Here is a 25653-nt window from a genome sequence, read left to right as displayed (position 1 = left end):
CCGGTTCGCGCGTCTGATGCATATTGACATGCGTGTCAGTGGACGCAGTGCGGGAGAGGCAGTGTGAGCGAACATTTCGACGTGGTTGTCGTCGGTGCCGGGATTTCGGGGATCGGCGCGGGCTATCACCTCCAGGCGAACAGCCCGGATCGCAGCTATGTGATCCTGGAGGGGCGTGCGCGGATGGGGGGCACGTGGGACCTGTTCCGCTATCCCGGCATCCGTTCGGATTCGGACATGCATACGCTGGGCTTCGGGTTCAAGCCGTGGACACAGGCGAAGGCGATCGCGGATGGGCCGTCGATCCTGCGCTATGTCGAGGAAACTGCGCGCGAGCACGGCATCGACCGGCACATCCGCTATGGTCACCGCGTGACGGCGGTGGCGTGGTCGACCGCCGAGGCACTGTGGAGCGTGACGGTGGACCGGGGCGGCGAGGAAGAGCGGTTCACTTGCGCTTTCCTGTTCCTGTGCAGCGGATACTATAACTATGCGCGGGGGCACGCGCCGGAATTTGCCGGGGCGGCGGACTTTGGCGGGCGCGTTGTCCATCCGCAATTCTGGCCCGAGAACCTGGACTATGCTGGCAAGCGCGTGGTGGTGATCGGCAGCGGTGCGACGGCAGTGACGCTGGTGCCCGAGATGGCGAAGGCCGCCGCGCACGTCACCATGCTCCAGCGGTCCCCGACCTATGTCGTCTCGCGCCCGTCCGAGGATGGCATCGCCAACGCGCTGCGCAGGGTGCTGCCGGCCAAGGTCGCCTATGCGGTCACGCGGTGGAAGAACGTACTGCTCCAGCAATATGTTTTCCGCCTTGCCCGCAAGCATCCGGCCAAGGTGAAGGAACGGATCGTGGGGATGGTGCGCGACCAGCTGGGCGCCGGGTATGACGTCGCGACGCACTTCACGCCCCGCTACAATCCGTGGGACCAGCGAATATGCCTGGTGCCCGACGCCGACCTGTTCGACACGATCCGGGCGGGCAAGGCCGAGGTAGTGACCGACACGATCGACCGCTTCACGCCGGGCGGGGTGCTGCTGGCGTCCGGGCGCGAACTGCCCGCCGATATCGTGGTGACCGCGACGGGGCTGGAGATCCAGCTGTTCGGCGGGGTGCCGATCACCGTGGACGGAGCCCCGTTCGAGGCGGGGCAGGCGATGACGTACAAGGGCATGATGTTCGCCGACCTGCCCAATTTCGCGATTTCGTTCGGCTACACCAACGCCAGTTGGACGCTGAAGGCCGATCTGACTGCCGCCTATGTCACCCGGCTGCTCAACGCGATGCGGCGGCGGGGCGTGCGGCAAGTGACGCCGCGGGTGTCCGGGCCGATCGAGCCGGTGCCGTTCCTGGACTTCACCTCCGGCTATGTCACGCGCGCCGCCCCCGCATTGCCGCGCCAGGGCAGCCGCAAGCCGTGGCGGCTGAACCAGAATTACACGCGCGACCTGCTCGCGCTGCGCTTTGGGTCGATCGACGAGGAGATGGAATTCTCCAACCACGAGCCCGCCCCCTGATTATGCCGGCCGGCTGCGCAGCAGCGCCGAGCGGAGGCATTCGCAGACCACCTGATCGCGCTGGTTGTGCATCGCGTGGCGCCAGGTGACGATCCCCTGTCCGGGGCGCGACTTGCTGGGGCGCATCTCCACCACTTCGGACGAGGCGCGCAGCGTGTCGCCGATGAACACGGGGCTGGGCATCACGAGCTTGTCATAGCCGAGGTTCGCGACCAGCGTGCCCGCCGTCGTATCGCCCACCGTGATCCCCACCATCAGGCTGAAGGTGAAGGTGCCGTTGACGAGGATCTGGCCAAACTCGCTCGCGCGCGCGGCCTCTGCGTCGAGGTGCAGCGGCTGGGTGTTGTGGGTCATGGTCGAGAACAGCAGATTGTCGGTCTCGGTCACGGTGCGGCGCAGATCGTGCTCGATCCGGTCGCCGATCTGCCATTCGTCGTAGAAGCGGCCGGGCATCAGGGGGTCTCCGTGTATTGTTCGCGGACGATATGGGGAGCGGCCTTGCCGTTCCCCTGCGAAAGCAGGGGGCCGGAGTTGCGGGCGGTGCGGCGTGTTGCCCTGGGCCCCTGCTTTCGCAGGGGAACGCGGGGGGCTTGGGGCGGGCGTTGCCCCACGCCGCCGTCATGCTGAACTTGTTTCAGCATCCAGCCCTCCACCGGCGAGGCGTTTGCCCGTGGCGCGTTGGACCCTGAAACAAGTTCAGGGTGACGAAGGGTGGGGGAGAGGGTGGGGACGGCGCGGCGTGTCCGTTCCCCTGCGCAGGCAGGGGGCCAGAGTGGCGGGTGGTGCGGCTTGTGGCCCTGGGCCCCTGCTTTCGCAGGGGGACGGGGAGGGGCGGTCATTCGCTCTTCTCGATGCGGACGAGGAGCGTGGCTTCGCTGACCTGTGCGCCGGCTTGTGCGTGCAGCTCGGCGACAATGCCGTCGAAGGGGGCGGTGAGGCTGTGTTCCATCTTCATCGCCTCCAGCGTGACGAGGCGCTGGCCCTTGGCGACGGTGGCGCCGGGGGTGACGTCCACGGCGGTGATGCGACCGGGCATCGGGGCGAGGATCGCGCCGTCTGCGGTGGCACCGGTGGTGGCGCCGTCGGCGCGGGCGAGGGTGAAAATCCGCGTATCGCCGTCCAACGCCACCAGCAGGCCCTCGGCTACTGTTTTGTCGTAGGCGTAGCTGTCGTCTGCCACCGCTTCATAAACTTTAGTTCCATCGGACACGCGAAGCGATGGCGACCGCCCCGGTGCGTTAAGGCGGAAACCCTTGGGCTGCCGCCAGATCGGCAGCTTTGCGATAGAGTCGCTATCTTCATACTCCGGTTGTGCAAACGCCCCGGCCAGCATCAGTGTGTGCGCCGCGCGACCCAGCATTGCGGTGGTAGGCTCCAGCGGCGGAAGTAACGTGTCTCCCTTGCGGGAAATGATACCTGTGTCGAGGTTGGCGGCGCGGACATCGCCATCTTCGAGCAGGCGCTTTAGGAATGCCGCATTGGTGCGCACCGGCCAGCTATGCACTCCGCCGCAATGCCGTCCGAGTGCCTTCAGCGCCTCGTCTCGCGCTGGGCGGTGGACGATCAGCTTGGCGATCATCGGATCGTAAAAGGGAGAGATGGATTCCCCCTGTTCGACACCCATTTCCAGCCGCATCGGAGAGCGCAAATTTCCTTTGGGGACATAGAAATGCGTCAGCGGCCCCACGCTCGGCAAAAACCCATTGCTCGGATCCTCCGCATACAACCGCGCCTCCATCGCCCAGCCGTTGATGCTCAACTCGTCCTGCCGCATCGGCAGTGCCTCCCCGCTCGCGACGCGCAACTGCCACTCGACCAGATCGACGCCGGTGATTTCCTCGGTCACCGGATGCTCGACCTGGAGGCGCGTGTTCATTTCCATGAACCAGATGCGGTCGGCGCGGAGACCCTCGCTGGCGTCGGCGATGAATTCGATCGTGCCCGCGCCGACATAGTCCACGGCCTTGGCCGCGCGCACCGCCGCTGCGCAGATCGCCTCGCGCGTCTCGGCGTCCATGCCGGGGGCGGGGGCTTCCTCGATCACCTTTTGGTGGCGGCGCTGGAGCGAGCAGTCGCGCTCGAACAGGTGGACGACATTGCCATGGGTGTCGCCGAACACCTGCACTTCGATGTGGCGGGGCGAGAGGATGTATTTCTCCAGCAGCACGCGGTCGTCGCCGAAGGACGAGGCGGCCTCGCGGCGGCAGCTTGCCAGTGCGTCGGCGAACTCGGACGCGCTTTCCACCCGGCGCATTCCCTTGCCGCCGCCGCCGGCAACGGCCTTGATCAGCACGGGATAGCCGATCGCGTCGGCTTCGGCCTGGAGGCGCTCGGGCGACTGGTCCTCGCCCAGATAGCCGGGCGTGACGGGCACGCCGGCGGCGATCATGCGCGATTTGGCGGCGTCCTTGAGCCCCATTGCGCGGATACTGTCGGGGCTCGGGCCGACCCAGATCAGCCCGGCGTCGAGCACCGCCTGGGCGAAGTCGGCATTCTCCGACAGGAAGCCATAGCCCGGATGGATCGCCTCCGCCCCGGTCTCGCGCGCGGCGGCGAGGATCTTTTCGCCGACCAGATAGCTCTCGCGCGCCGGGCTGGGGCCGATATGCACTGCCTGATCGGCCTGGCGAACGTGCAATGCGTTCGAGTCGGCGTCGGAATAGACCGCGATCGTGCGGACATTCAGTGCGCGCGCCGTGCGGATGATCCGGCAGGCGATTTCGCCGCGATTGGCAATGAGCAGCGATTTCAACATGATACTCTCTCCGGGCGCGCGAAAAATTCACGAAGTTCGCGCTTATGCGGCATGAAGATAGCGGCGTGCGGTGGGGCGGTCATGCGGCCAGCCTAGGCACAATCAGGGGATGTAGGACAGGCCCTCAAGGATGGCGTTCGGGGAAGCCGTGGCGGGTGGCGAGCGCGGCGAGCAGTGCCTCGATCTCGTTCGCGAAGCCGCCGTCCCAGACCAGCGCGGGGAGGTTCTGGTTCGCCTCGCCCAGCCGCTCGACCACGGCGGCGCGCGGGCGGGGCCAGGGCACGCGGACCACGTCGATCGCGGCGGCGCGATCGGGGAAGGCGGCGAGCAGCCCCTCGATCACCATGCAATCCTTGCAATAAAAGCGCCGCTCGCCCCCCAGCGCGGGGTCAGCCCAGTCATTGTCGAGCAGGAACAGCGTGTCGCGGCTCATTTCGCCGGGCACCCGGTAGTGCGCGACGACCAGCTTACATTGGCGACTTTCCACGCGCCGCCTTCGCGGATCATGTCGAAATGGTTGACGCCGCAATGATGGACCTTGCCGTCGATCAGGAAGACATAGTCGCCCCACACCATCGCGACGTCGCCGTCGATCTCGATCGCCGGGGCAGGCATCCGCTCCTCAAGCCGCTCGGCGCCGGGGGCGAAGCGGGTGAGGAATTGCGGCCAGGGAGTGCGGGTGATGCTGCGCGTGCCATCGGGCTTTTCGGTCGCGGTGATCGCGCCGCCGCCGGGGAGGAGCAGGGGCTCTACGGCCTTGGCGTCGCGCGCCGTGATCGCGGCGAACAGCGCAGTGACGGGGGCGAGCACCTGCGCCTCCTCCGACGCGGGCGGGGGGAGCGCGGTGCCCTTCACGATCGGGGCGACGGGGGTGGTTTGTAGGGCGAGGGCGAGGAGAAGGGGGAGCATTTCTTTGGCCTTTTTTAGGGAATTAAGGGCGCGGGGGTATTTACCCGTCCACCACCGCTGCGCGGCGGTCCCCCTCGCCGAGACAAGCTCGGGGAGGAATTTGATGGCGCAGTCCTCCCCGAGCTTGTCTCGGGGAGGGGGACCATGCGAAGCATGGTGGAGGGGCCGGGCCGCAGGCGCGGTAAGGGGCGGGCGATATGCTGAAGGGCACGGGCAAATCGTACCGACGTTCCAGGGAAGCGCGGCGCCAGCTCACCTTGCCTGAAGTTCTGTTGTGGCAACAGCTTCGCCGGGAACGCGGCCAGTGGCACTGGCGCAAGCAACATCCCGCAGGACCGTATTCGCTCGATTTCTACTGCGATGCGGCCAAGCTTTGCGTTGAGGTAGATAGTGAGGCGCACGAACGTGGAAATCGGCCCGAGCGCGATGCTCGGCGTGATGCGTGGCTGGCCAGCCAGGGCGTGAGAACACTGCGCGTCCGGGCGGCGGATGTCCTGGGTAATCTTGAGGGGGTGATGCGCCTGGTTGGCGAGACCGCGCGCGAGCGCGCGCCCCTCCACCGTCCTTCGGACGGTCCCCCTCCCCCAGCCGAGCTGGGGGAGGAATAGGAGAGCACCCTCCCGCCTCACATCCGGAACACGCCGAATGCCGGGCGCTCGGGGATCGGCGCGTTCAGCGCCGCCGCCAGTGCCAGTCCCAGCACGTCGCGCGTCTGTGCCGGATCGATGATGCCGTCGTCCCACAGCCGGGCAGTCGCGTGCCAGGGGTTGCCCTCATCCTCGTATTTCTGGCGGATCGGCGCCTTGAAGGCTTCGGCTTCGTCCGGCGTCCAGGTTTCCGCGTCGCGGTGGACGGTGGCGAGCACGCTTGCGGCCTGTTCGCCGCCCATCACCGAGATGCGGCTGTTGGGCCAGCTGAACAGGAAGCGGGGCGAATAGGCGCGGCCGCACATGCCGTAATTGCCGGCGCCGAAGCTGCCGCCGATCAGCACGGTCAGCTTGGGCACCGTCGCGGTGGCGACGGCGGTGACGAGCTTTGCGCCATGTTTTGCAATGCCTTCCGCCTCATACTTGCCGCCGACCATGAAGCCCGAGATGTTCTGGAGGAACAGCAAAGGCACGCGGCGCTGGCAGGCGAGTTCGATGAAATGCGCGCCCTTTTGCGCGCTTTCGGAAAACAGGATGCCGTTATTGGCGATGATGCCGACGGGCATCCCCCAGATATGCGCGAAACCGCAGACGAGGCTGGGGCCGTACAGTGCCTTGAATTCGTGGAATTCGGACGCATCGACCAGCCGGGCGATGACTTCGTGCACGTCATAGGGCGCGCGGACGTCCTGCGGCACGATGCCGTACAGTTCCTCGGCGGCGTATTTGGGCGGGCGGGGATCGAGCAGCTTGACGTCGGGCACGCTGTCGGCGGGCAGGTGGCTGACGATGTCGCGCACGATCGTCAGCGCATGCTCGTCATTCTCGGCGAGGTGATCGACCACGCCCGAGGTGCGCGCATGGAGATCGCCGCCGCCCAGCGCCTCCGCGCTGATGACTTCGCCGGTCGCGGCCTTTACCAGCGGCGGGCCGGCGAGGAAGATCGTGCCCTGGTTGCGCACGATGATGCTCTCGTCCGACATGGCGGGCACATAGGCGCCGCCGGCGGTGCAGCTGCCCATCACGCAGGCTATCTGGGGAATGCCCTTGGCCGACATGTTCGCCTGGTTGAAGAAGATGCGGCCGAAATGGTCGCGATCGGGGAACACCTCGTCCTGGTGCGGCAGGTTGGCGCCGCCGCTGTCGACAAGGTAGATGCAGGGCAGGCGATTGGCCTCGGCAATCTCCTGCGCGCGGAGATGCTTCTTGACCGTCATCGGGTAATAGGTGCCGCCCTTTACCGTGGCGTCGTTGCATACGATCATCACCATCCGGCCCGAAACGCGGCCGATCCCCGCGATCAGCCCGGCGCCGGGCACTTCGTCGCCATAGAGCCCGTTGGCCGCGAGCTGGCCGATTTCGAGCAAGGGCGCGCCGGGATCGAGCAGCCGCTCGACGCGATCGCGCGGGAGCAGCTTGCCGCGTGCGGCGTGGCGCTCGCGCGACGCTTCGCTGCCGCCCAGCGCCGCCTGCGCCACATCGGCGCGCAGCCGCTCCGCCAGCGCGCGGTTATGCGCGGCGTTGGCGCGAAAGCCTTCGCTCTCGGTCGAAATGCGGGTGTCGAGCACGGGAGCGCTCATGAATTGCCATCCTCTCGTTTCTTTTCCGATGCCTAGACGCGGCAGGCGGAGTTTGGAAGCACTGGCGCGCGCTATCGGGCGGGTGTAGCCGGTGCTGCTTGTGAATCAGGTCCGGAGACGACGCCTTGAAGACTCGGTCGATGTTGCTTGCAGCACTCCTCGCAACGACGGCATGCACGCCGGAGGGGACGGGCGGGAACGCCACGGTGGCGACCGAGGCCAACGGCATCGGGGTCGATCTGGCGGGGCTGAACAAGCGGGTCCAGCCGGGCGATGATTTCGAGGAATATGCCAATGGCGGTTGGCGCGCGAGCGCGGTGATCCCGGCGGATCGTTCGGGCACCGGGTCGTTCCTCGAGGTGTTCAACAAGGCCGAGGCCAACAACGTCGCGATCGTCCAGGCCGCGCTGAAGGCCAATGCCGCGCCGGGCACCGACACGCGCCGCATCGCCGACTGGTATAATGGCTATACCGACACCGCCGCGATCGAGGCGCGCGGGCTGGCGCCGGTGAGCGCGGAAATGGACGCGATCGCGGCGCTGAAGGACAAGGTCGCGCTGTCGACGATGCTGGGCGCCAATCTGCGCGCCGATGTCGATCCGCTCAACGCGACCAACCTGGAGACCGAGAACCTGTTCGGGCTGTTCGTCAGCCAGGCGCTGGACCGGCCGGATACGACCGTGCCCTATCTGCTCCAGGGCGGGCTGGGGCTGCCGGATCGCGATTATTACCTGTCGCCCAAGCCCGAGATGAAGGCGATCCGCGACCAGTACAAGGCCTATGTCGGCAAGCTGCTGAGCCTTGCCAACGTGACCGAGCCCGATGCGCGGGCCGAGCGGGTGTTCGAGCTGGAGGGCCGGATCGCGCAGGCGCATGCCGACATCGTCACCACGCAGGACGCGCACAAGGCCGACAATCCGTGGACCAAGGCCGATTTCGCCAGGAACGCGCCGGGTATCGACTGGGACGCGTTCTGGCAGGCGGCGGGGCTGGGCAGCCAGCAGGATTTCATCGTGTGGCAGCCGAATGCGGTCGCCGGGCTGGCCAAGCTGGTGGCGGGCGAGCCGCTGGAGACGTGGCAGGACTGGCTGATGTTCCACCGGCTGAACCAGGTGAGCGACGTGCTGCCCGCCGCGTTCGACCAGGCGCATTTCGACTTCTACAAGACGCTGAGCGGCGCGCAGAAACCGCGCCCGCGCGACAAGCGGGCGATCGGCTCGCTCAACGTCTGGCTAGGCGACGCGATGGGCCAGCTGTACGTGAAGGACTATTTCCCGGCATCGTCCAAGACCGATATCCAGGCGATGGTGAAGGGCATCCTGACCGCGTTCGACCAGCGCGTGGCGGGGCTGGCGTGGATGGCGCCCGCGACCAAGGCCGAGGCGCGCAAGAAGATCGAGACGATGCGCGTCGGCGTCGGCTATCCGGAGGCGTGGCGCAGCTATGACGGGCTGGAGATCAAGGCTGACGATCCGGTGGGCAATTTCCGCCGCGCCGAGCTGGCCGAATATCGCCACCAGATCGGCAAGATCGGCAAGCCGGTCGATCGCGGCGAATGGTGGATGACGCCGCAGACCGTGAACGCGGTCAACCTGCCGCTCCAGAACGCGCTGAACTTCCCCGCCGCGATCCTCCAGGCGCCGTTCTACGATCCCGGCGCCGATCCGGCGTCCAACTATGGCTCGATCGGCGCGACGATCGGGCATGAGATCAGCCACAGCTTCGACAATCTGGGCGCCGATTTCGATGCGACGGGCAAGCTGCGCAACTGGTGGACCAAGGAGGATCTGGCGCGGTTCGAGGCGACCGGCGCGGCGCTGATCGCGCAATATGATGCGTATGAAGTGCTGCCGGGGCTCAACGTCAACGGCAAGCAGACGCTGGGCGAGAACATCGCCGATGTCGCCGGGCTGACGGCGTCGTACGAGGCGTATCGCGCCTCGCTGGGCGGCAAGCCCGCGCCGGTGATCGGCGGGCTGACCGGCGACCAGCGCTTCTTCCTTGCCTATGCCCAGAGCTGGCGTGCGAAGAACCGCGAGCAGTCGATCCGCGCCCGCATCGCCACCGATGTCCACGCGCCGGACCGCTTCCGCGCGCAGACGGTGCGCAACTTGGACGGGTGGTATGATGCGTTCGCGGTCAAGCCGGGGCAGCGCCTGTACCTGGCGCCCGACAAGCGCGTGAAGGTGTGGTGAGCGCGCTGGGTCAGTGCGCGGGCGGGGCCTGGGGTGGATCGGGGTCGATCGATACCTTGGGTTCCAGCACCTTCACATGGACGATCGAATCGCTGTGCGGCGTGACGCACAGGTTGGCGCGGCCATCGAGGGTGATCCGTTCGTGCGTCTTTTGCTGGCGCAGTACGAAGCGGACCGGCATGTCGCAGGTGGCGGCGTTGCCGGTCTTGACCGCGAGCGAGGCCTTGTGCGGGGCCAGCGCGCCCTCGAAACGGTTGCGGCTGAAATCGGACGCGGTGTCGGGGCGCGTCGCGATGTGGAAGGCGATCACGTCATAGCCGTCGGTCTCGTTGACGATGATGAGGCAGCCAAAATCCCAGCACTTGCTCTTGCGGAACTGGGTGATCGCGAGTTCCAGCCGCATGCTTGCCAGCGTGTCGTCGCTCGATCCGATCGAGGAGATCTTGCCCGCGCCACCGGCCTCCGACTGGGCGTGGGCGAGCATGGGGGCTAGAAGGGCCGCGAGCGATGCCATTATGCGCCAGAAGCCCATCATCGTCCTTTCGTCGCGCCGATCCTCCGTAGAAGTCGGGGATGCTGCCGCGCTATCGTCTATATTATGCTGTCGAATTATGGCGCCGTCGCGAAATTTCGTCGTGTGGACGACAGTGATGGGCATCATATAAAGATATCTTTATATTTCGATTGCGCGCTCCCATCTAACCGGCTAGGGGCGCCCAATCGCGGCCGGCGAGTCCGGTGCGCACCTGTATCTCGCTCAACTGGAGAAGCGTCTTGGCTACCGTGCTCGACAAGAAGGATTATGTGATCAAGGACATCGGGCTGGCCGATTTCGGCCGCGCCGAGATCAACATCGCCGAGACCGAGATGCCCGGCCTGATGGCGCTGCGCAGCGAGTTCGGCGCGTCGCAGCCGCTCAAGGGCGCGCGCATCACCGGTTCGCTCCACATGACGATCCAGACCGCGGTGCTGATCGAGACGCTGACCGCGCTCGGCGCGCAGGTCCGCTGGGCGACCTGCAACATCTTCTCGACGCAGGACCATGCCGCCGCTGCGATCGCCGCGACCGGCGTGCCGGTGTTCGCGGTGAAGGGCGAGAGCCTGGCCGAATATTGGGACTATGTCGGCGACATCTTCAACTGGGGCGCCGATGGTGACGGCACCACCGCCAACATCATCCTCGACGACGGCGGCGACGCGACGATGTTCGCGCTGTGGGGCGCCAAGCTCGAAGCCGGCGCGACGCTGGGCGAGCCGGAGAACGACGAGGAAGTCGAATTCCAGCGCGCGCTGAAGGCGTTCATCGCCAAGTATCCGGGCTATCTGACCGAGACGGTCAAGAACCTGAAGGGCGTTTCGGAAGAGACCACCACCGGCGTCCACCGCCTGTACGAGATCGCCAAGAAGGGCGAGCTGCCGTTCCCGGCGATCAACGTCAACGACAGCGTCACCAAGTCGAAGTTCGACAACCTCTATGGTTGCAAGGAATCGCTGGTCGACGCGATCCGTCGCGCCACCGACGTGATGCTGGCCGGCAAGGTCGCATGCGTCGCCGGCTTCGGTGACGTGGGCAAGGGCTCGGCCCAGTCGCTGCGCAACGGCGGCGCCCGCGTGATGGTCACCGAAATCGATCCGATCTGCGCGCTGCAGGCGGCGATGGAGGGCTTCGAGGTCGTCACCATGGATGAGGCCGTGAAGCGCGCCGACATCTTCGTGACCGCGACCGGCAACGCCGACGTGATCACCGCCGATCACATGAAGGCGATGAAGCCGATGTCGATCGTGTGCAACATCGGCCACTTCGACAGCGAGATCCAGATCGCTGCGCTGTCGAACTACAAGTGGACCGAAGTGAAGCCGGGCACCGACCTGGTCGAGTTCGACGACGGCAAGCAGATCATCGTGCTCGCCAAGGGCCGCCTGGTGAACCTGGGCTGCGCCACCGGCCACCCGAGCTTCGTGATGTCGGCCAGCTTCACCAACCAGACGCTGGCGCAGATCGAGCTGTGGACCAAGGGCGAGAACTACAAGAACGAAGTGTATGTCCTGCCGAAGCACCTCGACGAGAAGGTCGCCGCGCTCCACCTGGAGAAGCTGGGCGTCCACCTGTCGAAGCTGAGCGAAAAGCAGGCGTCGTACATCGGCGTGCCGGTCGAAGGGCCGTTCAAGCCGGATCACTATCGCTACTGATCCTGCGATAGCGCAATATTCGGGGCCGCGCCTTCCACGGGAGGCGCGGCCCCTTTTGCGTCGGGCGCTGGCGGAACAGGGGGATCGTCGTAACGTTTGAGCCCGTAACAGGGAGACGAGCGATGCGCGGCGACGTGATTGCCAAGCTGGGACTGGCGGGTGCGGCCATTTTCGGAGTCGGCGGCGCGATCGGCCTTGGCCTCGCCAACTTCGCCGAGTCCGGTGACTTCGAATTTTATCGGCATGCGCCAACCGTTGCGTGGGAGCCGGGGCCGGAGCGGGCCGTGGACGCATTCGTTTCGGTCGAAGCCCCTGCGGGCGATGCGGCGGCCAGTGCGTTTTTCGCTTCCGAGACGCGGCCTGCGCGGCGGCAATATGCCGGCTTCGAGCGTTGATGGGGCGTGGAAACGCAGGATGACGATCCCGAAATGGACTCCGCCCAGGCGCGGTTGCAGGCGATATTGCGCCGCGCGCTGCCTGTGGCGGAAGACGGGCTGGACGACGAGATAAGCAGGCTGATGCTTCATTTGTCGCACGATCCCGTGGAGGGCATGCCCACCCATTCCGACAGCGCTGCAAAGGATCGCGCGCGCGACAAGGGCCGGGCGCGGCCCGCGCCGTTGCTGGGTCGGTTGCTGCGGCGATCCCGCACGCGCTGACTGGGCGCACCGGCACCAAGCGGCTTTCCGATCGGCGGCGCATTCCCTAAAGGTGCTGCATGGATGTGCAGCACGGCCGCGCGTGGGCGGCTTGATCGAGATTTCACAGTCTGCGGCGGTGCTGGCGGGCGCCGTTATGGCGCTGCTCGTCTTCGGCGCAACCTGGGCGCTGTACCTTGGGCTGACGGCGCGGGCGGCGGCGGCGGCGTTTGTCGACGACAATGCCCGGCTGACGGCGCTGGTCGGCGGATCGCCGGCACAGGCGATGGTGGTGCGCGCCGATGGCCGCGTGGAAGTGCCGCGCCGGTTGGCGGACTGGCTGGGGCTGGAGGCATTGCCGCGCGAACTGACCGAGCTGTGCGGTGCCGGGGTTGGGCTGGCGCCGCAGGATGCCGAGGCGCTGGCGGCGCATGTCGCGGCGGCGCAAAAGGCGGGGCGGCCGTTCGCGCTATCGGTGGCGGTGCAGGGTTCCGAGCGCGCATTGCTGGTGCGCGGCGAAAAGGCGGCGGACGCGGTGCGCGCGCCCGGTGGCGTCGTGCTGTGGTTCCTCGACGAAACCGAGAGCGAGGCCGAGATCACCCGGCTTGGGCGCGAGGGGGCGCGGCTGCGCGCGGCGTTCGACGCGCTGACCGCGCTGATCGAGGCGGCGCCGATGCCGATGTGGTATCGCGGATCGGACCTGCGGCTGCTGATGGTCAACTCCGCTTATGTCGAGGCGGTGGAGGGCGGCGACGGCGAGCAGGTGGTCGAGCGCGGGATCGAGCTGGTCGAGGGCGCCGGGCTGGGCGGGCCGCTGGCCAACGCCGCGATCGCGCGCGACACCGGATCGCCCCAGATCGCGACGATGCCCGCCACGATCGGCGGCGCGCGGCGGATGCTGCGGCTGCACGATATTCCGCTGCCCACCGGCGGCGTGGCGGGCTTTGCCGTGGACATCGAGGAACTGGAGCAGCTGCGCGGCGGGATGAAGCGCTTCGGCGAGGCGCAGCGGGCGATGCTCGACCGGCTCTCGTCCGGCGTGGCGCAGTTCGCGTCGGATCGCAGCCTGGCGTTCTGCAACCAGCCGTTTCGCCGCATGTTCGCGATGAAGACCGAATGGCTGGCCGACCGGCCCGAGTTCGATCGGGTGCTCGACCGGATGCGCGAGGCGAACCGGCTGCCCGAAGTGCGCGATTTCCCGGCATGGAAGGGCGAGCGCCGCGAGTGGTTCACTGCCCCCGAAGCGGTCGAGGAGACCTGGACGGTGGGCGGCACGCACCTGCGCGTGGTCGCCCAGCCGCTGCCCGAAGGCGGGCTGTTGCTGATCTTCGAGGATCGTACCCAGCAGTTCGAGTTGCAGCGCGAGCATGGCGAGATGCAGCAGGTCCGCACCGCAACGCTGGAGAGCCTGGCCGAAGCCGTGGCGGTGTTCGGCAAGGGGCGGTTGCAGCTGTGGAACCGCAAGTTCCGGCAGGTGTGGGGCTTTGACGACGGGTTCCTCGACGGGCATCCGCAGATTGCCAATCTGGTCAAGGCGGCGGGACCGCGCTTCAGCAACCCCGCGCGCGCCGAAGTGATCGGCGATCTGGTGCGGCTGGCGGCGAAGGATCGGCAATCGCGCGGATCGAGCGTCGCCTTTGCCGATGGGCGGCATTTCGACATCACCGCCGTGCCGCTGCCCGACGGCAACGCGCTGGTGACGATGCTGGACACCACCGACCATCACCGCGCCGAGCGTGCGCTGCGCGATCGGAACGAGGCGCTGGAGGCGGCGGATCGGGTCAAGACCAGCTTTGTCGCGAATATGAGCTATGAGCTGCGCACCCCGCTGACCTCGATCAAGGGGTTTACGGAGATGCTGCACGGCGGCTTTGCCGGGCCGCTGAGCGAGAGCGGCGTGGAATATGCCGAGGCGATCCTGCTCTCGGTCGACCGGCTGGGCAATCTGATCGACGACGTGCTCGACCTGACCCAGAGCGAGGGCGCGCCGCTGGAACGCGCGGCGGTCGACCTGGAAATGGTGGCACAGGGGGCGGCCGAAGCCGTGGCGCACGCCGCCCGGGCCAAGGCGATCGAACTGGTGGTCGAGGATACCGGCACCGCCGGCATCGTATCGGGCGACCGCAAGCGGCTGCGCGAAGTGATCGAGCATCTGTTGCGCCATGCCATTGCCAATACCCCCGAACAGGGGCGCGTGCTGCTGCACCTCGACGGCAATGCGCAGACCGCGCGGGTGATCGTGTCCGACAACGGCCCCGGCATGTCCGCCGGCCAGGCGGCGAAGGCGTTCGACCGCTTTGCCCAGCACGGCATCTCGCGCAGCGCCGAGCGCGCGCTGGGGCTGGGGCTGCCGCTGGCGAAGCAGTTCGTCGAGGCGCATGGCGGGCGCATCGCGCTGTTGTCCGAGCCGGGCGCGGGGACGCTGGTGACGGTGGAGCTGCCGCGTGGGTGAGGGGGAAATCGGCATTTTTTGCCGGGAGAGGCGCGGGGGACTCCACGTGCGGGGCGCGTGGGGTGGGGCCCCTCCACCATGCTGCGCATGGTCCCCCTCCCCGTGCCGGGGAGGAAATGATGCGGCTTGAGTCTCCGCAGGACTCGCATGCGCTGGGCGAGCGGCTGGCCGCCGTGGTGCAACCGGGCGATGTCATTGCGCTGTCGGGGGACCTGGGCGCGGGCAAGACCAGCATTGCGCGCGGGCTGCTGGCGGCGCTGGGGCTGGCGGGCGAGGCGCCGAGCCCGAGCTTTGCGATCGTCCAGCCCTATGACCCGCCCGAAGTGCGGTTTCCGGTGCTGCATGTCGACCTGTACCGAATCGACGACCCGCAAGAAGCCGAGGAACTGGGGCTGGAGGATGCGCGGGCCGATTCGCTGCTGATCGTCGAATGGCCCGAGCGGCTGGGCGACGCATGGTGGGCCGATGCGCTGTGGATCACCCTGGAAGTGACGCCGGACGGCGCGCGCCGCTTGACAGCCAAGGTGCCCGCGCCATGGAAGGACCGATGGCCCTTGATATGAATCCGCCCGCCGCGGCGATGGACTTCCTGATTGCCGCCGGGTGGGAGGGTGCCGAGATCCGGCCGCTCGCCGGCGATGCGTCGTTCCGCCGCTATTTCCGCGTCGTCCACCATGATCGCAGTGCGATCCTGATGGACGCGCCGCCCCCGCACGAAGACCCGCGCCCGTTCATCGCCATCGCGCGCTGGCTGGTCGAGCGGGGCTTTGCCGCGCCGGCGATCCTGCACGAGGATCTGGCAGAGGGGCTGGTGCTGCTCCAGGATTTCGGCGACGCCCGGCTGCGCGAGACCGCCGATGCCGCGCCCGAAAGCGAGCTGCGGCTGTACGAGGCGGCAGTGGACCTGCTGGTGCGGTTGCATGGGCATCCGGCGGCGGACGTGAAACCCTATACGCTGGCCGAGTATCAGCGTGAGGCGGGTTTGCTCCCCGAATGGTATTGCCCGGCGCTGGGGCTCGACGTCGATGCGCAGGGCTATGCCGATGCGTGGGACGCGGTACTGGCGCCGGTGCTGGACGGTCATACGCCCGTCACGGTGCTGCGCGATTACCACGCCGAGAACATCATGCTGATAGAGGGCAGCGAGAGCTTGGGGCTGCTCGATTTCCAGGACGCGCTGGCGGGGCACCCCGCTTATGACCTCGTCTCGCTGTTGCAGGACGCGCGGCGCGACGTCGCGCCCGCGCTCGAGGTCGCGATGCTCGACCGCTATCGCCGCATCACGGGCGAGGGCGACGCGTTCGACGCGGCATATCACGTGCTGGGCGCGCAGCGGAACGCGAAGATCGTCGGCATCTTCACGCGGCTGTGGAAGCGCGATGGCAAGCCGCGCTATCCGGGGCTGTGCCCGCGCGTCTGGGGCTATCTGGAACGCGACCTGAAGCACCCTGCGCTGAAGCCGGTCGCCGACTGGTTCGATGCGAACATCCCCGCCGACATGCGCGGCGACCCCATGGCGATCCTCGGCGAATGACGACCTATTCGATCCGGCCGCAGCCCGATGCGGCGGTCCCCGAAACCGCGATGGTGATGGCCGCCGGCCTTGGCAAGCGCATGCGCCCGCTGACCGCGACGCGGCCCAAGCCGCTGGTCGAAGTGGCGGGCAAGCCGCTGATCGATCATGTGTTCGACCGGCTGCGCAGCGCGGGCGTCAAGCGCACGATCGTCAACGTCCATTACCTGGCCGACCAGCTCGAGGCGCATCTGCGCGCGCGGGTGAAGGACATGGAGCTGGTCATTTCCGACGAGCGCAAGCAGCTGATGGAAACCGGCGGTGGGCTGGTGCAGGCGCGCGATCTGATCGGCGACAAGCCGTTCCTGTGCGTCAACAGCGACAATCTGTGGATCGACGGGCCGAGCGACGCGATCCGCCAGCTGGCGGCGCATTGGGACGACGACCGGATGGACGCGCTGCTGCTCGTCGTGCCGTTGGCGCGCGCCTATGGCCATGGCGGCAACGGCGATTTCAAGGTCGATCCGTTCGGCCGTATCACCGAGCGGCGCAAGCCGGGGCGGATGGCGCCATTCGTCTATACCGGCGTGCAGATCCTGTCGCCGCGCGTGATCCGCGACTGGCCCGAGGGGGCGTTTTCGACCAATTTGTTCTGGACGCGCGCGATGGAGGCGGGGCGCCTCTACGCCGTGGTCCATCAGGGGCTGTGGTTCGACATCGGCAGCCCGCCCGCGATCGGCGCGGCGGAGGTGGTGCTGGCGGAGATGTGAGGCGAGCAACTATCCTCCCCCTGGCGAGGGAGGATTTTGAGCATCGATCAACGTCTTTCGTCGTCATGCTGAACTTGTTTCAGCATCCAACCCTCCGCCCGCGTCGCCGTTGCTTGTGGCGCAATGGATGCTGAAACAAGTTCAGCATGACGGAGGTTTGGGGATAGGGTGGCGCACACCCATTCATCTCCGCCGCGCCTTTGCGGGCATGGGAAAGAGCAGAGATTGACCAGCCCGACACGCCCCCACCTTTACACCATCCCCCCGCACCGCGCCTTTGCCGATGCGCTGGCGATCGGGCTGAAGCGACGCTTTGGCGGCGATCCGCTCAAGCTGGCGCGCGGGCTGGTGCTGGTGCCCAACAACCGCGCCAAGCGGGCGATCCAGGAAGCGTTCGTGCGCGCGAGCGGGGGCGGGTTGCTGTTGCCCCGGCTGGCCGCGGTGGGCGATCCCGAGCTGGACGAGGCGGTGTTCGACGTCGCGACCGCCGAGCCGGTGCCGCCGGCGGTCGATCCGCTTCAGCGCCGCATGATCCTGGCGCGGCTGATCCAGGCGGCGGGGGCGCCGGTGGATGCGGCGGAGGCGGTGCGGCTGGCGGGCGAGCTGGGCAACACGCTGGACCAGCTGCTGGTCGAGGAAGTGCCGCCGCGCGCGCTGCGCGAGCTGGAGATGGCGCAGGAGCTGTCGCAGCATTGGGAACGATCGCTGGCGCTGTTCGAGATCGTGCTGGAACAATGGCCGGCGGAACTGGCGCGGCTAGGCCGGGTGGACTTGGTCGAGCGGCGGACCCGGCTGATCGACCGGCTGCGGCTGCGCTGGGAAGCGACGCCGCCGGGCGGGTTCGTGTGCGCGGCGGGCGTCACCGGCTCTGCCCCGGCCATCGCCCGGCTGTTGCGCACCGTGGCCCTGCTCCCGCAGGGCATGGTGGTGCTGCCGGGGCTGTCGACCACGATCAGCGACGCCGAATGGGATTTGCTGGGGCCGCACAAGCCCGATCCCGTCACCGGGCGCCGGCGCCGCAACATCGAGACGCACCCGCAATATCACCTGAAGCTGCTGCTCGACCGGATGGGCGTGCACCGCAGCGAGTTCGAGCCCTGGCGCGTCGCCAGCGACCATGATGCGCCGCCGGCGCGGAGCAAGGCGATTGCCTCCGCCATGGCCCCGCCCGAGCTGACCCATGGCTGGACCGCGCTGCCCGCCGCCGAACGGCGGCTGGACGGGGTGCGCGCGCTCGACGTCGCGACTCCCGCCGAGGAGGCACAGGCGATCGCTCTGGCGCTGCGCGAGGCGCTGGAGACGCCGGGGCGGACGGCGGCGCTGGTGACGCCCGATCGCGTGCTGGCGCGGCGCGTGGCGGCGCATTGCGCGCGCTGGGGGCTGCCCATCGACGATTCGGCGGGGCAGCCGCTATCGATGCTGCCGCCGGGTACGCTGCTGCTGGCCATCGCCGACGCTGCCGCGCAGGGCTTTGCCCCGCTGCCGCTGCTGACGTTGCTAAAGCATCCGCTGGTGATGCCCGAGGGGCGGCTGGAATGGCTGGAGGGCGCGCGCACGCTCGACCGCGCGCTGCGAGGGCCGCGACCGGCGCCGGGACTGGGCGGGATCGACCGGCATCTTGCAGAACAGACCGGGCGCGAGGGGCATTTGCGCGCCGCCGCCGAGCGCTGGTGGCCGAATGCGCGGGCGCTGCTGGCACCGATCGAGGCGCTGTTTGCCGGTGGCCCCGCGCCCTTGACGGCGCTGGTGACGGCGCTGCGCGAGGTGGCGCAGGCGCTGGGTGGCGACGCGCTGTGGAGCCGCGCCGATGGCCGCGCGGCGGCGGATCTGCTCGACGCGCTGGAACGCGAGGCCGTGCACGGCCCGGCGCTGGCGGAGCCCGAGGCGCTGGCGCCGATGCTGCGCACGCTGATGGCGGAGACTGCGGTGCGCCCGCCGCAGGGCGGGCACCCGAGGCTGGCGATCCTGGGGCTGCTGGAGGCGCGGTTGCAGACCGCCGACCTGATGATCCTGGGCGGGCTGAACGAAGGCGTGTGGCCGGGGCTGCCCGCGCCCGATCCGTGGCTGGCGCCGCGCATTCGCGCCGAGCTGGGCCTGCCGGGGCTGGAGCGGCGGATCGGACTGTCGGCGCACGACCTTGCCAGCGCGCTGGGCGCGCCGCGCGTTCTGCTGACCCGCGCCCGCCGCGACGCCAGCGCGCCGACGATTGCGTCGCGCTTCTGGCTGCGGCTGGAGGCGCTGTCGGGCGGGCTGGAGCGGGCGGGCGAGCTTGCCGCATGGCTGCGGGCCGTGGACGATGGCGGCACCCATAGCCCCGCCGAGCGGCCTGCGCCCGCGCCGCCGGTCCATGCCCGGCCCAAGGCGATTTCGGTCACCGAAGTCGATCGTTTGAAGGCCGATCCCTATGCCTTTTACGCACGGCGGATGCTGCGGCTGATGCCGCTCGATCCCGTCGATGCCGATCCCAGCGCGGCGTGGCGGGGGACGGCAGTGCATGACGTGCTTCAGCGCTGGTTCGAGCAGGACGGGTGTGCGGCCGAATTGCTCCGCCCCCGCGCCGAGGCGATGCTGGCCGACGAGCGAACGCACCCGATGATGCGTGCGCTGTGGCAGCCGCGACTGATGGAGGCGATCGACTGGATCGCTGCGCAGATCGCCGCCGATCCGGCGCGCCGGGTGATCGCGGTCGAGACGCGCGGGGTGATCCCGTTCGACGGCGTCGAGCTGAGCGGGACGTTCGATCGCGTGGACCGGCTGGCCGATGGTGGCCTGGCGATCGTGGACTACAAGACCGGCAAGCCGCCCAGCCTGGCGGCGGTGCGCGAGGGGTTCAGCCTCCAGCTGGGCTTGCTGGGGCTTATCGCCGAGCGGGGCGGGTTCGACGGGGTTCAGGGCCGGGCGACGGCGTTCGAGTATTGGTCGCTGTCGCGCAACACGCGCGGCGGATTCGGCTATGTCGAGAGCCCGTGCGACCCGAAGCGGCGCGACCATCTGCCCGCCGACGAATTCATCGACCGTGCGGTCGAACAGTTCGAGGGGGCGGCGCGAATGTGGCTGACGGGCGACGAACCCTTCACCGCCAAGCTCCACCCCGATTACGCCCCCTATGCCGAGTATGACCAGTTGATGCGCCGCGATGAATGGTATGGCCGTGATTGAGGGGGCAATCGCTTTCCTGCACCCCCTTGTGCGCCTGCGAAGGCAGGCGCCCAGCGTTATGGCCCGGTCGCTCGAGACTCTGGGCCCCTGCTTTCGCAGGGGAACGAGTGTGTGCAGGGGAGCATGGGAAAGCTACAGGGCGCGGGGATGCGCCGCGACGAATGCTGTGGCCGTGACGGAGGGGGGCACTCGCGCTCCTGCCACGCCTTGTGCTCCTGCGAACGCAGGAGCCCAGGGACACAGGGCGTTCGCTCGCGACTCTGGGCCCCTGCTTTCGCAGGGGAACGGATGGGCGCAGGGGAACGCGTGGCCGCAGGAACATGGGAGCGCGCAGAATGGCTGAAGTGCGTGCGCTCCATGCGCTCAAGGGGAATCAGAAGCGCGCCAGCGATCCGACGCGGCATGTGTGGCTGTCGGCATCGGCGGGCACGGGCAAGACGCAGGTGCTGGCCGCGCGCGTGTGGCGGCTGTTGCTCGCCGGGACCGATCCCGGCGCGATCCTGTGCCTGACCTTTACCAAGGCGGGCGCGGCGGAAATGTCGGAGCGGATCACCGGGCGGCTGGCGCGGTGGGTGCGCGCGAGCGACGCGGAGCTGGTCGCCGACCTGACCGCGCTGGGCGAGAGTATTTCGCCTGAGGGCCGGGCGCGGGCACGCACGCTGTTCGCCAAGGTGCTCGACGCGCCGGGCGGGGGCATCCGCATCCAGACGATCCACAGCTTCTGCCAGTCGCTGCTCGCCGCCTTTCCGGTCGAGGCGGGGCTGGTCCCCGGCTTCCGCCCGCTCGACCAGCGCGAGGAGGCCGTGCTGGCGCGCGAGGCGCTGGCCGAGATGCTGGTCGATGCCGAGCGCGAGGGGCGCGGCACCCTGATCGACGCGGTCGGCGCGCTGAGCCTGCGGCTGGGAGAGGGCAAGGCCGAGGCTTTCCTGAAGGCATGCGCCCATGCCGCCGAGGCGATGGACGCGCTGCCCATCGGTATCCAGCCCTTCGTGCGCCGCGAAATGGTGCTGCCGAGCGGCGACATCGCCGAGGCGATCGAGGCGGCGTGCAGCGACGACGCGTTCGACATCGCCGCGCTGCGGATGGTGGCGCGGATGAATGCCGACTGGGGGACGAAGTCGGGGCTCGCCCGCGCCGAGGAAATCGCGATGTGGCTGACGCTCTCGCCCGCCAGGCGCGCGCTGCGGCTGGGCGAGCTGCACGGCGTATGGGCCACCGCCAAGGGCGAGCCGCGATCCTTCGGCAAGGGGCAGGCGCCGCAGGAGCCGGGCTATGCCGAGGCGGCGATGCGGCTCTACGAACGCTGTGCCGCGCTGGTGGGGATGCGCGTGCAGGCGGCGTTTGCGGACCTGCTCGCGCGCGGGCTGGAGGCGGGGCGGACCTATGCCCGGACCTATGCGCACGCCAAGCGCCGGGTGGGGGCGGTGGACTTCAACGACCTGATCCGCCGCACCGTCGAGCTGCTGGGCCAGCCCGGCATGGGCGAATGGGTGCGCTTCAAGCTCGATCAGGTGACCGAGCATGTGCTGATCGACGAGGCACAGGACACCAATCCGCAGCAATGGGCGATCGTCAGCGCCATCGCCGACGAGTTCTTCGCCGGAGAGGGCGCGCGCGGCGAGATGGTGCGCACGCTGTTCACCGTGGGAGACTATAAACAGGCGATCTTCGGGTTTCAGGGCACCGATCCGATTTATTTCCGCGCGGCGTTCGAGCGGTTTCTAGGCCTGTCGCGCATCCGGCCCGAGTTCGATGTCGCGGCGGCCGAGCTGGAGCCGCTGTCGCTGACGCACAGCTTTCGTTCGACCCGACCCGTGCTGGAGTTTGTCGATGCCGCGCTGGGCGCGTTGCCGGTGCCGGGGATGGGGGCGCTCACCGATCTGGAGCCGCACGCCAGCGAAGTGCCGGGGCCGGGCAGCGTGACGCTGTGGCCCGTCACCGCCGAGGGCGGGACCGAGGCGGAGGAAGAGGAATGGGTGGGCGACGCCACCCGGAAACTGGCGGGCGACATTGCCCGCGCGATCCGGGCCTGGCTCGACCAGGGGCTGATGCTGGAGAGCAAGGGACGCCCGCTCGCGCCCGAGGATGTGATGATCCTGGTCAAGCGGCGCGGCGAGCTGGCCTCGCTGATCGTCGCGCGGCTCTATGCCGAGGGGGTGCCCGTGGCGGGAGTCGACCGGCTGCGGCTGAACGCGCCGCTGGCGGTGCAGGACCTGCTGGCGGCGATGCGCTTTGCGTTGCAGCCGGAGGATGACCTGTCGCTCGCGTCGCTGCTGGTCTCGCCGCTGATCGGGTGGAGCCAGGACGAATTGATGGCGGCCGCCGTGCGCGATCGCGGCGGGCTGTGGCGGCATCTGCGCGCGACGCAGAGCGAGGAACGGCTGGCGCCGCTGTTCACGCTGCTGCGCCGCGCCGACATTGCGACGCCGCATCGGTTCCTGGAGGAGATCCTGTCGGGGCCGATGCGGGGACGGCGCAAGCTGCTCCACCGGCTGGGCGAGGAGGCGCGCGATCCGATCGAGGAACTGGTCAACGCCGCACTTAATTTCGAAAGCGTGGCGACGCCCTCGCTCCAGCGATTCCTCGACTGGTTCGATCGCGGCGATGTCGAGATCGTGCGCGATGCGGCGCAGCCTGCGGGGGCGGTGCGGGTGATGACCGCGCATGGCGCCAAGGGGCTCCAGGCGCCGCTGGTGATCCTGGCCGACGCGACCGTGGACCCGACGCGCAGCCCGCGCGATTTCCTGCTCTGGGCGCCCGAGGGGCATGACGGCCCGGCCTTTCCGATCTTTCGCCCGCGTGCCGCCGAGCGGGGCGGGGCGCTGGACGACGTGGTCGCGGCCGTCGATGCCCGCGAATTGCAGGAGCATTGGCGGCTGTTCTACGTCGCCGCGACGCGCGCCGAGGAGCAACTGGTGATCGCAGGCGCGCTGGGGCCGATGGCCAAGGGCGTGCCGCCGGAGAATAGCTGGTACGCGGCCTGTGCCCGCGCGTTCGATGCGCTGGAGGTTCCGGCGGGCGAGGGCGCGCGGCGCTTTATGGGCACGGCGGTGACCGCGCCGGTGGCGGCAAAGGCGCGCGCGACGGAGGTTGCGGCCCCGGTCGCCGTGCTGCCCGACTGGGCCAGCCAGCCCGCCCCCGAAGAGGCGCGTCCGCCGCGTCCGCTGGCACCCTCCGCGTTGGGCGATGATAGCGTCGCCGATCCGCCGCCCAACCCGGCGATGCGGGCTGCCGCCGAGCGTGGGCGGCTGCTCCACGGCCTGTTCGAGCGGCTTCCGCAGGTTGCGCCCGATGCGCGTGCGGCGGCGGCGGCGCGCTGGCTGGAGGCGTCGGGCGGTGTTGCCGATGCCGGGGAGCGCGAGGCGCTGGTGGCCGCCGCGCTGGCAGTGACCGAAGACCCGCGCTTTGCCGCGCTGTTCGGAGCGGATTCGCTGGCCGAGGCGCCGATCGCCGCAGTGGTCGGCGGCATCGTGGTCTCGGGCACGGTCGATCGGCTGGTGGTGGAGGCGGATCGCGTGCGCGTGGTCGATTTCAAGACCGGACGCCGCGCCCCGCGCACGCTGGACGCCATCCCCGAATATCACCTGCGCCAGATGGCCGCCTATGCCGCCGCGCTGGAAGTGATCTTTCCGGGGCGCACCGTCGAAGCCGCGCTGCTCTACGCCGCCGGGCCGGTGCTCCACGTCCTGCCGCCCGCGCTGCTGGCGGCGCACAAGCCGGACTTGCCCCCTTCGGAGCAAAGCTTGCCGCTGCCCGCTTGAGCCGGGGCCCCTGCGACCATAGATAGGGCCCAACCGATAAGGAGAATTTGAATGGCCACCGTGGCGACCACCGACGCAAGCTTTGAAACCGACGTTCTCAACTCCGACACGCCGGTGCTGGTCGATTTCTGGGCCGAATGGTGCGGGCCGTGCCGCATGATCGCGCCGGCGCTGGAGGAACTGGCATCCGAGCTGGGCGACAAGGTGCGGATCGTGAAGCTCGACATCGACGCGAACCCCGATGCGCCGACCAAGTATGGCGTGCGCGGCATCCCGACGATGATCCTGTTCAAGAACGGCCAGCAGGCCGCGACCCAGGTGGGCGCGATGCCGAAGAACGCGATCAAGCAGTGGATCGAGCGCGAGATCTGATCTCCGCGAGGCAGGCGGGGGCGCTGGCGCTCCTCGCCTGCCTCGGCGCGTGCGGGGCGCAGCAGCCGTCCCGCCAGACCCCGACATCGCATAGCGTTGCCGAGATGGAACGCGCCTTGTTGGCGCGCGACGATGTTCCGGCGAGCTTCAAGGCGCAGCTTCGCCGGTGCCCCTCTGTAGAGAAGGATGGCAGCGTCGTATCCCGCCCGGATCGAGAATGTGTCGCTTTTTCGCCCCAGCGTGAATTTTCGGGCCTTTGGATCTCGGCATTCGAGGGCTCGGAATATTTCGATGGCGCGCGGTCTGCGGCCGACTTGCCAGCCCCGGAGCACGGCGGCGGGGTCTGGTTCGAGACGGACGCCACCAGCAAGCTGCCTGCGCACTGGGCCCCGAAGGACTCGCAGGTCTATCGCGTCCGCTTCCTTGGCCGGGAAGCGGCGGATGGGAAGCGACCGCCCGGATTAGGCTATGGGCATTTCGGCATGTTCGCCGGGATGGTGCTGGTGGATGAGCTTCGCTCGATCGAGGACCTGGGGCCGTACCCGCCGGCCGAGTGACCAGCGTCGCGCGTCGTTCGTCAGGTCAGCGGGATCATCACCTGGCTGGCATAGCCGGGGCGTTCGCGCAGGCGGGCGTACCACTGCTCGACATGGGGCAGTGCCGGGCGTTCGATCGGTAGCGTGAACCAGGTGTGGGCATAGACGCCCATCGGAATGTCGCCGAGCCCGAACGCCGAGCCCGACAGCCACGGCGTTTCGCCCAGATAGCGTTCCAGCACCGTCATCCGATCCGCGCAGACGCTGGCCGAGCGTGCCACCGCCGCCGCATCGCGCCGATCCTCGGGGGTGCGGATCAGCTGGACGAAGGCGTCGCGCTGGGCATCGGCGAAGCTGAACTGCCAGTCCATCCAGCGATCCGCCACCGCGCGCGCGGCGGGATCGGCGGGCCAGAAGGCCTCGCCGCCATATTTCCCGGCGAGGTAGCGCAGGATCGCGTTGGATTCCCATAGCACGAAGCCATCATCCTCGATCGTCGGGATCAGCGCATTGGGGTTCTTCGCCAGATAGTCCGCATCCATGCCGAACGCGCCGCCGACATCGTGGCGGACATGCGGAATGCCCAGTTCGTGCGCGAGCCACGCGACTTTCTTGACGTTATGCGAGTTGAGGCGGCCCCAGATCGTCAGCATCGCGC

At 68.5% G+C, this 25653-nt stretch carries 21 protein-coding genes; 14 read left to right on the top strand and 7 right to left on the bottom strand.

The window, feature by feature from the left end; translation table 11 throughout:
• Nucleotides 1-63 precede the first annotated feature (63 nt).
• Entirely contained in the window at nt 64-1518 is a 1455-nt protein-coding gene (locus tag ACG3SL_RS09425; RefSeq protein ID WP_448664874.1) for a flavin-containing monooxygenase, read from the top strand.
• On the opposite strand, the gene ACG3SL_RS09420 is transcribed toward ACG3SL_RS09425, so the two are convergent.
• From ACG3SL_RS09420 to ACG3SL_RS09405, 4 genes are all read right to left on the bottom strand, one after another.
• Nucleotides 1519-1971, bottom strand: coding sequence for a MaoC family dehydratase (locus tag ACG3SL_RS09420; protein ID WP_448664873.1), 453 nt, complete (start codon nt 1969-1971; stop codon nt 1519-1521).
• A 382-nt stretch (nt 1972-2353) separates the two neighbouring features.
• A complete protein-coding gene (locus tag ACG3SL_RS09415; protein ID WP_448664872.1) occupies nt 2354-4273 on the bottom strand; it encodes an acetyl/propionyl/methylcrotonyl-CoA carboxylase subunit alpha in 1920 nt (639 codons plus the stop codon).
• Between the two features lie 124 nt (nt 4274-4397).
• Nucleotides 4398-4706: a DUF3088 family protein gene (locus tag ACG3SL_RS09410; protein ID WP_448664871.1), complete on the bottom strand. Its 309-nt coding sequence runs from the start codon at nt 4704-4706 to the stop codon at nt 4398-4400.
• Nucleotides 4703-5182, bottom strand: coding sequence for a nuclear transport factor 2 family protein (locus tag ACG3SL_RS09405; RefSeq protein WP_448664870.1), 480 nt, complete (start codon nt 5180-5182; stop codon nt 4703-4705). Before ACG3SL_RS09405 ends, ACG3SL_RS09410 begins: the two co-directional genes overlap by 4 nt.
• A 197-nt stretch (nt 5183-5379) precedes the next feature.
• On the opposite strand from ACG3SL_RS09405, the gene ACG3SL_RS09400 reads away from it, so the two are divergent.
• On the top strand, nt 5380-5790 hold the full coding sequence (locus ACG3SL_RS09400) for an endonuclease domain-containing protein (RefSeq protein ID WP_448664869.1): 411 nt from the start codon (nt 5380-5382) through the stop codon (nt 5788-5790).
• 17 nt (nt 5791-5807) lie between these two features.
• On the opposite strand, the gene ACG3SL_RS09395 is transcribed toward ACG3SL_RS09400, so the two are convergent.
• Nucleotides 5808-7409 (bottom strand): carboxyl transferase domain-containing protein, encoded by a 1602-nt coding sequence (locus ACG3SL_RS09395; protein ID WP_448664868.1) that lies wholly within the window; start codon nt 7407-7409, stop codon nt 5808-5810.
• A gap of 140 nt (nt 7410-7549) precedes the next feature.
• Between ACG3SL_RS09395 and ACG3SL_RS09390 the strand changes: the two genes are divergently transcribed.
• Nucleotides 7550-9604, top strand: a complete 2055-nt coding sequence (locus ACG3SL_RS09390) for a M13 family metallopeptidase (protein WP_448664867.1) — start codon at nt 7550-7552, stop codon at nt 9602-9604.
• Between the two features lie 10 nt (nt 9605-9614).
• Here ACG3SL_RS09390 and ACG3SL_RS09385 read toward each other — a convergent pair whose 3' ends face one another.
• A complete protein-coding gene (locus tag ACG3SL_RS09385; RefSeq protein WP_448664866.1) occupies nt 9615-10118 on the bottom strand; it encodes a hypothetical protein in 504 nt (167 codons plus the stop codon).
• Nucleotides 10119-10378: 260 nt separating this feature from the next.
• Here ACG3SL_RS09385 and ahcY point away from each other — a divergent pair, with 260 nt between their 5' ends.
• The 11 genes from ahcY to ACG3SL_RS09330 all read left to right on the top strand — a co-directional run bounded on the left by ahcY (nt 10379) and on the right by ACG3SL_RS09330 (nt 25016).
• Complete coding sequence (ahcY, locus tag ACG3SL_RS09380) at nt 10379-11794, top strand: adenosylhomocysteinase (protein WP_448664865.1); 1416 nt, start codon at nt 10379-10381, stop codon at nt 11792-11794.
• A gap of 122 nt (nt 11795-11916) precedes the next feature.
• Nucleotides 11917-12189, top strand: coding sequence for a hypothetical protein (locus ACG3SL_RS09375; protein WP_448664864.1), 273 nt, complete (start codon nt 11917-11919; stop codon nt 12187-12189).
• A gap of 6 nt (nt 12190-12195) precedes the next feature.
• Nucleotides 12196-12453 carry a hypothetical protein gene (locus ACG3SL_RS09370; RefSeq protein WP_448664863.1) on the top strand — a complete coding sequence of 86 codons (258 nt, stop codon included), beginning with the start codon at nt 12196-12198 and terminating at the stop codon, nt 12451-12453.
• A 91-nt stretch (nt 12454-12544) separates the two neighbouring features.
• Nucleotides 12545-14884, top strand: coding sequence for an ATP-binding protein (locus ACG3SL_RS09365; protein ID WP_448664862.1), 2340 nt, complete (start codon nt 12545-12547; stop codon nt 14882-14884).
• Between the two features lie 119 nt (nt 14885-15003).
• A complete protein-coding gene (gene tsaE, locus ACG3SL_RS09360) occupies nt 15004-15447 on the top strand; it encodes a tRNA (adenosine(37)-N6)-threonylcarbamoyltransferase complex ATPase subunit type 1 TsaE (RefSeq protein ID WP_448664861.1) in 444 nt (147 codons plus the stop codon).
• Nucleotides 15444-16418, top strand: a complete 975-nt coding sequence (locus ACG3SL_RS09355) for an aminoglycoside phosphotransferase family protein (protein WP_448665103.1) — start codon at nt 15444-15446, stop codon at nt 16416-16418. Before tsaE ends, ACG3SL_RS09355 begins: the two co-directional genes overlap by 4 nt.
• A complete protein-coding gene (locus tag ACG3SL_RS09350; RefSeq protein WP_448664860.1) occupies nt 16415-17167 on the top strand; it encodes a nucleotidyltransferase family protein in 753 nt (250 codons plus the stop codon). Before ACG3SL_RS09355 ends, ACG3SL_RS09350 begins: the two co-directional genes overlap by 4 nt.
• A gap of 225 nt (nt 17168-17392) precedes the next feature.
• A complete protein-coding gene (gene addB, locus ACG3SL_RS09345; protein WP_448664859.1) occupies nt 17393-20326 on the top strand; it encodes a double-strand break repair protein AddB in 2934 nt (977 codons plus the stop codon).
• 335 nt (nt 20327-20661) lie between these two features.
• Nucleotides 20662-24087, top strand: coding sequence for a double-strand break repair helicase AddA (gene addA / locus ACG3SL_RS09340; protein WP_448664858.1), 3426 nt, complete (start codon nt 20662-20664; stop codon nt 24085-24087).
• A gap of 51 nt (nt 24088-24138) precedes the next feature.
• The gene (gene trxA / locus ACG3SL_RS09335; protein ID WP_448664857.1) at nt 24139-24459 is read left to right on the top strand and encodes a thioredoxin; all 321 of its coding nucleotides are present in this window, start codon (nt 24139-24141) and stop codon (nt 24457-24459) included.
• Between the two features lie 119 nt (nt 24460-24578).
• On the top strand, nt 24579-25016 hold the full coding sequence (locus ACG3SL_RS09330) for a hypothetical protein (protein WP_448664856.1): 438 nt from the start codon (nt 24579-24581) through the stop codon (nt 25014-25016).
• A gap of 20 nt (nt 25017-25036) precedes the next feature.
• On the opposite strand, the gene ACG3SL_RS09325 is transcribed toward ACG3SL_RS09330, so the two are convergent.
• Entirely contained in the window at nt 25037-25648 is a 612-nt protein-coding gene (locus tag ACG3SL_RS09325; RefSeq protein ID WP_448664855.1) for a glutathione S-transferase family protein, read from the bottom strand.
• Nucleotides 25649-25653: the final 5 nt, after the last annotated feature.

It is taken from the genome of Sphingomonas degradans (assembly GCF_053502645.1).
This window is presented reverse-complemented; position numbering and strand designations above follow the sequence as displayed.

What these genes read in the sequence shown, in the direction of transcription:
- ACG3SL_RS09355 (WP_448665103.1), top strand. Translation starts at nt 15,444, where the DNA reads ATGAATCCGCCCGCCGCGGCGATGGACTTCCTGATTGCCGCCGGGTGG.
- ACG3SL_RS09420 (WP_448664873.1), bottom strand. Translation starts at nt 1,971, where the DNA reads ATGCCCGGCCGCTTCTACGACGAATGGCAGATCGGCGACCGGATCGAG.
- ACG3SL_RS09390 (WP_448664867.1), top strand. Translation starts at nt 7,550, where the DNA reads ATGTTGCTTGCAGCACTCCTCGCAACGACGGCATGCACGCCGGAGGGG.
- ACG3SL_RS09405 (WP_448664870.1), bottom strand. Translation starts at nt 5,182, where the DNA reads ATGCTCCCCCTTCTCCTCGCCCTCGCCCTACAAACCACCCCCGTCGCC.
- tsaE (WP_448664861.1), top strand. Translation starts at nt 15,004, where the DNA reads ATGCGGCTTGAGTCTCCGCAGGACTCGCATGCGCTGGGCGAGCGGCTG.
- ACG3SL_RS09395 (WP_448664868.1), bottom strand. Translation starts at nt 7,409, where the DNA reads ATGAGCGCTCCCGTGCTCGACACCCGCATTTCGACCGAGAGCGAAGGC.
- ACG3SL_RS09325 (WP_448664855.1), bottom strand. Translation starts at nt 25,648, where the DNA reads ATGCTGACGATCTGGGGCCGCCTCAACTCGCATAACGTCAAGAAAGTC.
- ACG3SL_RS09415 (WP_448664872.1), bottom strand. Translation starts at nt 4,273, where the DNA reads ATGTTGAAATCGCTGCTCATTGCCAATCGCGGCGAAATCGCCTGCCGG.
- trxA (WP_448664857.1), top strand. Translation starts at nt 24,139, where the DNA reads ATGGCCACCGTGGCGACCACCGACGCAAGCTTTGAAACCGACGTTCTC.
- ACG3SL_RS09400 (WP_448664869.1), top strand. Translation starts at nt 5,380, where the DNA reads ATGCTGAAGGGCACGGGCAAATCGTACCGACGTTCCAGGGAAGCGCGG.
- ACG3SL_RS09350 (WP_448664860.1), top strand. Translation starts at nt 16,415, where the DNA reads ATGACGACCTATTCGATCCGGCCGCAGCCCGATGCGGCGGTCCCCGAA.
- ACG3SL_RS09385 (WP_448664866.1), bottom strand. Translation starts at nt 10,118, where the DNA reads ATGGCATCGCTCGCGGCCCTTCTAGCCCCCATGCTCGCCCACGCCCAG.
- ACG3SL_RS09410 (WP_448664871.1), bottom strand. Translation starts at nt 4,706, where the DNA reads ATGAGCCGCGACACGCTGTTCCTGCTCGACAATGACTGGGCTGACCCC.
- ACG3SL_RS09375 (WP_448664864.1), top strand. Translation starts at nt 11,917, where the DNA reads ATGCGCGGCGACGTGATTGCCAAGCTGGGACTGGCGGGTGCGGCCATT.
- addA (WP_448664858.1), top strand. Translation starts at nt 20,662, where the DNA reads ATGGCTGAAGTGCGTGCGCTCCATGCGCTCAAGGGGAATCAGAAGCGC.